This window comes from Jiangella anatolica, assembly GCF_003236295.1.
Lineage (GTDB): Bacteria > Actinomycetota > Actinomycetes > Jiangellales > Jiangellaceae > Jiangella > Jiangella anatolica.
In genome coordinates this window covers 60518-67025 of the sequence record NZ_POTW01000030.1, presented here as the reverse complement: position 1 = coordinate 67025, position 6508 = coordinate 60518, and the positions used below count along the sequence as shown (strand labels likewise).

Sequence of the window (6508 nt, the reverse complement as noted above, 5' to 3'; positions counted from 1 at the left end):
CAACCCCTCCGCCGCCAGCCCATCCACCGCCGGACTCGTCACATCACCATGCCCATACGCACCCAAATGCGTGCCCACATCATGCCAATGGATCAGCACCACGTTCGGACGCTCAGTCGCCGTCATGCGCGGCCCGCCGGACGGAGATCGAGCCAGACCGCACCGTGGGGAGGGACCTCGCGGTCGGTGGTCTCGCGGTCACTGGACAGGAGGACGCGGCCGTCGAGCGGGATCGGCGCCGCTGTTGGTCCGAAGTTGACGACGCAGCCGAAGCCCGGATCGCGGGTGAACACGAGGACGTCCTCACGAGGCGCCTCGCACCAGTTCACCTCGCTCGTTCCACCCAGAGCCGGATGAGTGCGCCGGAGGCGCAACGCGCTCCGGTGCAGCTCGAGAAACGACGTGTCGTCGCGTGCCTGGGCCGACACCGCGTGCGTTCCCCAGCCTGGGGGCTGCGGCAGCCAGGCGCCGTCGTCGCCGAACCCGAATGAACCACCGTCCGGCGTCCATGGCAACGGCACCCTTGCGCCGTCCCGGCCCCAGCGCCGGCCACCGGACCGGATCCAGATGGGGTCCCGCCGGGCGTGCTCCGGTACGTGCGCATCGGCCAACCCGAGCTCGTCGCCCTGGTAGATGTACGCGCTGCCCGGCAGGGCGAGCGTCAGGAGCGCTGCTGCTCGGGCCCGGCGGCGGCCGAGCTGCTCGTCGACGGGCCCCAGCTCCGGCCCGGACACCCCCGGACGACGGCGGGTGTCCTCACGGCCGTAGCGGGTGACGACGCGTTCGACGTCGTGGTTGGACAGTGCCCACGTGGTGGGCGCCCCCACGCACGACGTGGCGGCGATCGAGGCGTCGATGGCCCGACGCATGCTCTCCGCCGTCCACGCCGACTTCAGGTAGTACAGGTTCAAGGTGGTGTGCAGTTCGTCCGGCCGGACGTACCGCGACAGCCGGTCCGGGTCGTCGAGCCACGCCTCCGCGGCGAACATGCGTGGCGGATCGTAGGAGTCGGCCAGCTTCCGCCAGCTGCGATAGATCTCGTGGACCTCGTCGCGGTCGCGGTGCGGATGGTCCGCGCGGGTCAGGTCGGCGAGGAACGCTCCGTCGGGATACCCGAGATCCGGTAGCCCGGGCGCCTTGACCAGCGCGGTGGCGACGTCGATCCGGAAGCCGTCCACGCCGAGGTCGAACCAGAACCGCAGGACGTCCTCGAACTCGGACCGGACGTCCTCACTGTCCCAGTTGAGATCGGGCTGCGAGGAGTCGAACAGGTGCAGGTACCACTCGGCCGGCCGGCCGTCAGCATCCACGACCCGGGTCCAGGCGGGTCCGCCGAACACGCTCAGCCAGTCGTTGGGTGGACTCTGCCCCGCGTCGCGCCCGGCGCGGAAGTGATACCGGGCACGCTCCGGGGATCCGGCCGTGGAACGCAACGCCTCGACGAACCACGGGTGATCCGACGAGGTGTGGTTGGGGACGATGTCGAGGATGACGCGGATCCCGGCCGCGTGGCACTCGTCGATCAACTCCCTGGCCTCGCCCACCGATCCGTACCGGGGGTGGATGGCGCGGTAGTCGGAGACGTCGTAGCCGGCGTCGCGCAGCGGTGAGCGAAACCACGGCGTGATCCAGATCGCGTCGATGCCGAGGCTCGCGAGATAGCCGATCCTGCTGCGCAGCCCGGCGATGTCGCCGATCCCGTCGGCGTTGCCGTCGGCGAAGGACTGGATGTAGAGCTGATAGATCACCGCGTCTCGCCACCACGGCGCCGAGGCCAGGTCATCGCCCATGTTCGTCAGATCCATCTCGTGTCGTCAGGGTGGGGACGCGAAGGCCCGGCGGCCTCCGCGTCCCCGGCCCGCTGGTGTGTCGAGGCCTACCGGACGGGGGTGCCCAGCGGCACGGTGCGCCAGGACGTGCCGTCGGATATGGCCAGGCATGGCCCGCCGGCGCGACCGTCGGCGACCTGGATGAGCTCGCCCGCCGCGTCGGCGGCCGGCGGCATGGTGTCGACGGTGTAGGGATGCAGCCGGGCGGAGTAGGCGTACACCGTCCGGATGCTCGCGTCGGGGCTGCCGATGTCGCGGGCGTTGTCCGTGGGTGGAATCAGGCCCGCCACGCTGGCCTGGAAGGCCACCACCTCGTTCGTGGAGTCCGTCGAGCACAGCAGGTTCGTGGCCGCCGCGCCTGACGCATTCGCCGCAACCACCTCGACGCCGCCCTTGACGCCCGGGCCTGCCCCGGCCGCCAGCGCGCTCTCGACCAGATAGCCGCCGTAGGTGTCGCCGGCGGCGATGCCGGCGGTGGCGGTGCTGTGGACGCGCACGGCGGCGTCCTTCGCGGCGGTCACCTCGAGCCTCGTGAACCGGCCCGGCGCGGACTCGACGAACGAGTCGGCGCTGATCGACCCGGCGGCGACCAGGGCCTCCTGCTCGAACACGTTGCCGACGACATTGGACTCGCTCATCGTGCCGTCGATGCGAATCGGGAGTCCGGCCGGGTTCCGGTTGGCCGAGATGGCATTGCCGACGATCGCGAACCGCGTGGCGTCGCCCTGCACACGCACGGCGCCGTGAACGGCGGTGTTGGCCAGGTTGTAATGATCGAACGAGTTGTCCGTGATGCTGACCTTGTCGGCGGATCCCGCGAAACCGATGGGCGAGCCACGGAGCCAGTTGAACGTGTTCGCCGAGATCGTGACGTTCGTCGCCGACGCGCCCGCGGCGAAGCTGATCGCGTAGATGGGCGGGTCCCACGCCCCCGGCGTCGTGTCGAAGCCGCCGATCACGTTGCCGGTGATGGTGAGGTTGTGGCCGCCGGCGTTGACCTCGATGATCGCGTTACCGTTGCCGTTCTCGACGACGTTGCCGCTGATCGTCGAGTTCGTCAGGCTGCCCTTGAACAGCCGGCGGCCGATGTCGAGCAGGTTGTTGCTGATCACCGCGCCGCGGAACTCTCCGTCCGGGGCACCCTTGAACACGATCGCGTCGAAGTCAGAGTGGAAGTGGTTGTCGGTGATCAGCCACTTGCGCAGACCGTACGGCAGCTTGTGGACTTCGCCGCCCGGGATCTCACCCGTCGGCCACGAGACCGTGATGCCCGTGGTGCAGACGGCGACCTTGTTCTTGGTGAACAGGAAGCCGCGACCGACACTCTCGATGGCGCTCTGGAAGCGGAGGAAAGAGCACTCGACGATGGTCACGTCGGTGTCGTCGGTGTTCGCCGAGTTGCGGGCGACGTGGATGCCGACGTTGTTCCCCGTCTTCACGGGGGCGTCGAACGCGATGCCGTGGATGCCGCCCAGTGACGCCTCCCACCTGATGCCGACGCCGTCGTGGTGGAAGGTGATCTTCGAAGACTCCTCGCCGAACATTCCGTAGCCGCGCAGGACGAACCGGTTCAGGTGCTCGCCGGGCGTCTCGTACTCGTGGTCACCGACGACGATCGTCGAGGTGACCTTGTACTGCCCGGGCGGAAGGACGACGATCTTGTTCAGCTGCGACCGGGCGGCGTTGATCGCGGCCTGGATCGCGGCGGTGTCGTCGGCCACGCCGTCACCGACGGCGCCGAACTGCTGCGGCGTCAGGACCGGGGAGCCGTCGGCAGCGACCGGGCTCGGCTGCACCGTCTCGGCACGGGCGGTTCCGCCCAGCGCGAGCCCGCCGACCCCCGCGACACCTGCACCGGCGGCGGAACGGATCATCATGCGTCGGTTGATTCGATCGGTCATGTGTCCTTCTCCCTTGCGGTGGTCAGCTCTTCACGTCAGGTCGACGGCTATCGGACGGGGGTTCCCAGCGGCACGGTGCGCCACGACGTGCCGTCGGACATGGCCAGGCATGGTCCGCCGGCGCGACCGTCGGCGACCTGGATGAGCGAACCCGGCATGTCCGCGGCCGGCGGGATGGTGGCGACCGTGTAGGGATGCAGCCGGGTGGCGTGGGCGTACACCGTGCGGATGCTCGCGTCCGCGCTGCCGATGTCGCGGGCGTTGTCCGTCGGTGGGATCAGGCCCGCGACGCTGGCCTGGAAGGCCACCACCTCGTTCGTGGAGTCCGTCGAGCAGAGCAGGTTCGTGGCGGCCGAGCCGGACGCGTTGACCGCGACCACCTCGACCCCGCCCTTGACACCGGGGCCGGGTCCGTCCGCCAGCGCGCTCTCGACCACGTAGCCGCCGTAGGTGTCGTTCGTCGCGATGCCGGTCGTGGCCGTGCTGAGGACGCGCACGGCGGCGTCCTTCACGGCGGCCAGCTGGAGCCTGGTGAACCGGCCGGGTTCGGACTCGACGAACGAGTCGGCGCTGATCGACCCGGCAGCGACCAGCCCCTTCTGCTCGAACGCGTTGCCGACCGCGTTGGATGCGCTCAACGTGCCGGTCACCCGGATCGGCAGCGCGTCCGGCTTCGGGTTGGCCGAGATGACATTGCCGAGGATCGCGAACCGCGTGGCGTCGGCGTTCACGAGCACGGCGGCGTGGCTCGACGAGTTGCTCAGGTTCCAGTGATCGAAGGAGTTGTCCGTGATGCTGACCTTCTCGGCGGACTGATCGAACCGGATGCCGGAGCCGTTGATCCAGTTGAACGTGTTCGCCGAGATCGTGACGTTCTTCGCCGACACCCCGCTCGTGAAGTGGATCGCGTACCGGGGCGGGTCCCATGCTCCCGGCGTCGTGTCGAACCCGCCGATCACGTTGCCGGTGATGGTGAGGTTGTGGCCGCCGGCATCGATCTGAATGATCGCGTTGCCGGTGCCGTTCTCGACGACGTTGCCGCTGATCGTCGAGTTCGTCAGGCTGCCCTTGAAGAGCCGGCGGCCGATGTCGAGCAGGTTGTTGCTGATCACCGCGCCGCGGAAGTTTCCGTCCGGGGCGCCGTTGAACACGATCGCGTCGAAGTCAGAGTGGAAGTGGTTGTCGGTGATCAGCCACTTGCGCAGACCGTACGGGAGGACGTGGACACCGTCGCCCTGCACGCCCTCTGTGGGCCAGGAGATCGTGACGCCTGTCGTGCAGACGGCGACCTTGTTCTTGGTGAAGGTGAAGCCGCGGCCGACGCTCTCGACCGCGCGGTTGAAGCGCAGGAACGAACACTCGACGATCGTGACGTCGGTGTCGTCGGTGTTCGCGGTCCGGGCGACGTGAATGCCGACGTTGTTCGCCGTCTTGACCGGGGCATCGAACGCCATGCCGTGGATGCCGCCGAGCGACGCCTCCCACCGGATGCCCACACCGTCGTGGTGGAAGATGAACTTCGAGGGCTCCTCGCTGAACATTCCGTAGCCGCGCAGGACGAACCGGTTCAGGTGCTCGCCGGGCGTCTCGTACTCGTGGTCACCGACGACGATCGTCGAGGTGACCTTGTACTGCCCGGGCGGGACGACGACGATCTTGTTCAGCTGCGACCGGGCGGCGTTGATCGCGGCCTGGATCGCGGCGGTGTCGTCGGCCACGCCGTCACCGACGGCGCCGAACTGCTGCGGCGTCAGGACCGGGGAGCCGTCGGCCTCGACGAGACTCGGCGGCGCCGTCTCGGCGTGGGCGGTCCCGCTGAGTGCGAGCCCGCCGACGCCGACCACACCTGCGCCGGCGGCGGAACGGATCATCGTGCGTCGGTTGATGCGATCGGTCATCTGTCCTTCTCCTTGGGGTGCTCTCACTGCGGACGAGGACGTGCCGTGCGGTGGTCAGCTCCTCACGTCGAGGTCGACGGCGGCGGAGAGGAGTTCCCGGGTGTAGTCGTGCTGCGGTGCCGTGAAGAGCGTGTGGACGTCGGCGCTCTCGACCAGCTCGCCGTGACGCATGACCGCGACGCGGTCGGCGACCTGACGCACCACCCCGAGGTCGTGCGTGATGAAGAGCATCGAGAGCGAGCGCGCCTCACGCACGCTCACCAGCAGCTTCAGCACCTGGGCCTGGACCGATACGTCGAGTGCGGACACCGCCTCATCACAGATGAGCAGCCGTGGGCTCAGTGCCAGCGCTCGCGCGATGCTGACCCGCTGGCACTGCCCGCCGGACAGCGCCGTCGGGCGCTTTCCCGCGACGTCGGGATCCAGCCCGACCTGGGCCAGCAGGTCGACGACCGCTGCCCGTCGCCGTCGCTGATCACGGCGAACGCCCTCCGGAGCGACGTCGGGGTGTGCCTCCCAGGCCTCGCTGATGGAGGCCGCTGCCGACAGGCGCGGGTTCAGCGCGGACCGGGGATCCTGGAAGATCATCGCGATGTTCCGCCGCGCCCACTGGTCCCGTGGACGCAGATTCAACAGCGATGCCCCGTCGAACTCGATGGAGCCGGCCGACGGAGCGACGAGCCCCACCACCGCGCGCGCGATCGTCGACTTGCCGGACCCCGACTCTCCGACGAGGGCGACGGTCTCGTCCGGCGCGACGTCGAGGCTGACGGCGTCGACCGCCGTGATGGGCGTTCGCCGGCCGACGAGGCCGGCGGCGCGAGGCCCGGGGTAGGTCACGGTGAGGTCCGTGATGCGCAGGCCGGCAGCATCCGTCATG

The 6508-nt window shown here is 69.2% G+C and carries 4 protein-coding genes; all 4 read right to left on the bottom strand.

What is annotated here, in order from left to right; genetic code table 11:
• Window positions 1-122: 122 nt before the first annotated feature.
• On the bottom strand, window positions 123-1805 hold the full coding sequence (locus C1I92_RS14590; protein WP_233507003.1) for a glycoside hydrolase family 13 protein: 1683 nt from the start codon (window positions 1803-1805) through the stop codon (window positions 123-125).
• A gap of 71 nt (window positions 1806-1876) precedes the next feature.
• Entirely contained in the window at window positions 1877-3730 is a 1854-nt protein-coding gene (locus C1I92_RS14585) for a right-handed parallel beta-helix repeat-containing protein (RefSeq protein WP_199521236.1), read from the bottom strand.
• Between the two features lie 47 nt (window positions 3731-3777).
• Window positions 3778-5628, bottom strand: a complete 1851-nt coding sequence (locus C1I92_RS14580; RefSeq protein ID WP_111255384.1) for a right-handed parallel beta-helix repeat-containing protein — start codon at window positions 5626-5628, stop codon at window positions 3778-3780.
• A gap of 54 nt (window positions 5629-5682) precedes the next feature.
• A complete protein-coding gene (locus C1I92_RS14575; protein ID WP_111255383.1) occupies window positions 5683-6507 on the bottom strand; it encodes an ATP-binding cassette domain-containing protein in 825 nt (274 codons plus the stop codon).
• Window position 6508: the final 1 nt, after the last annotated feature.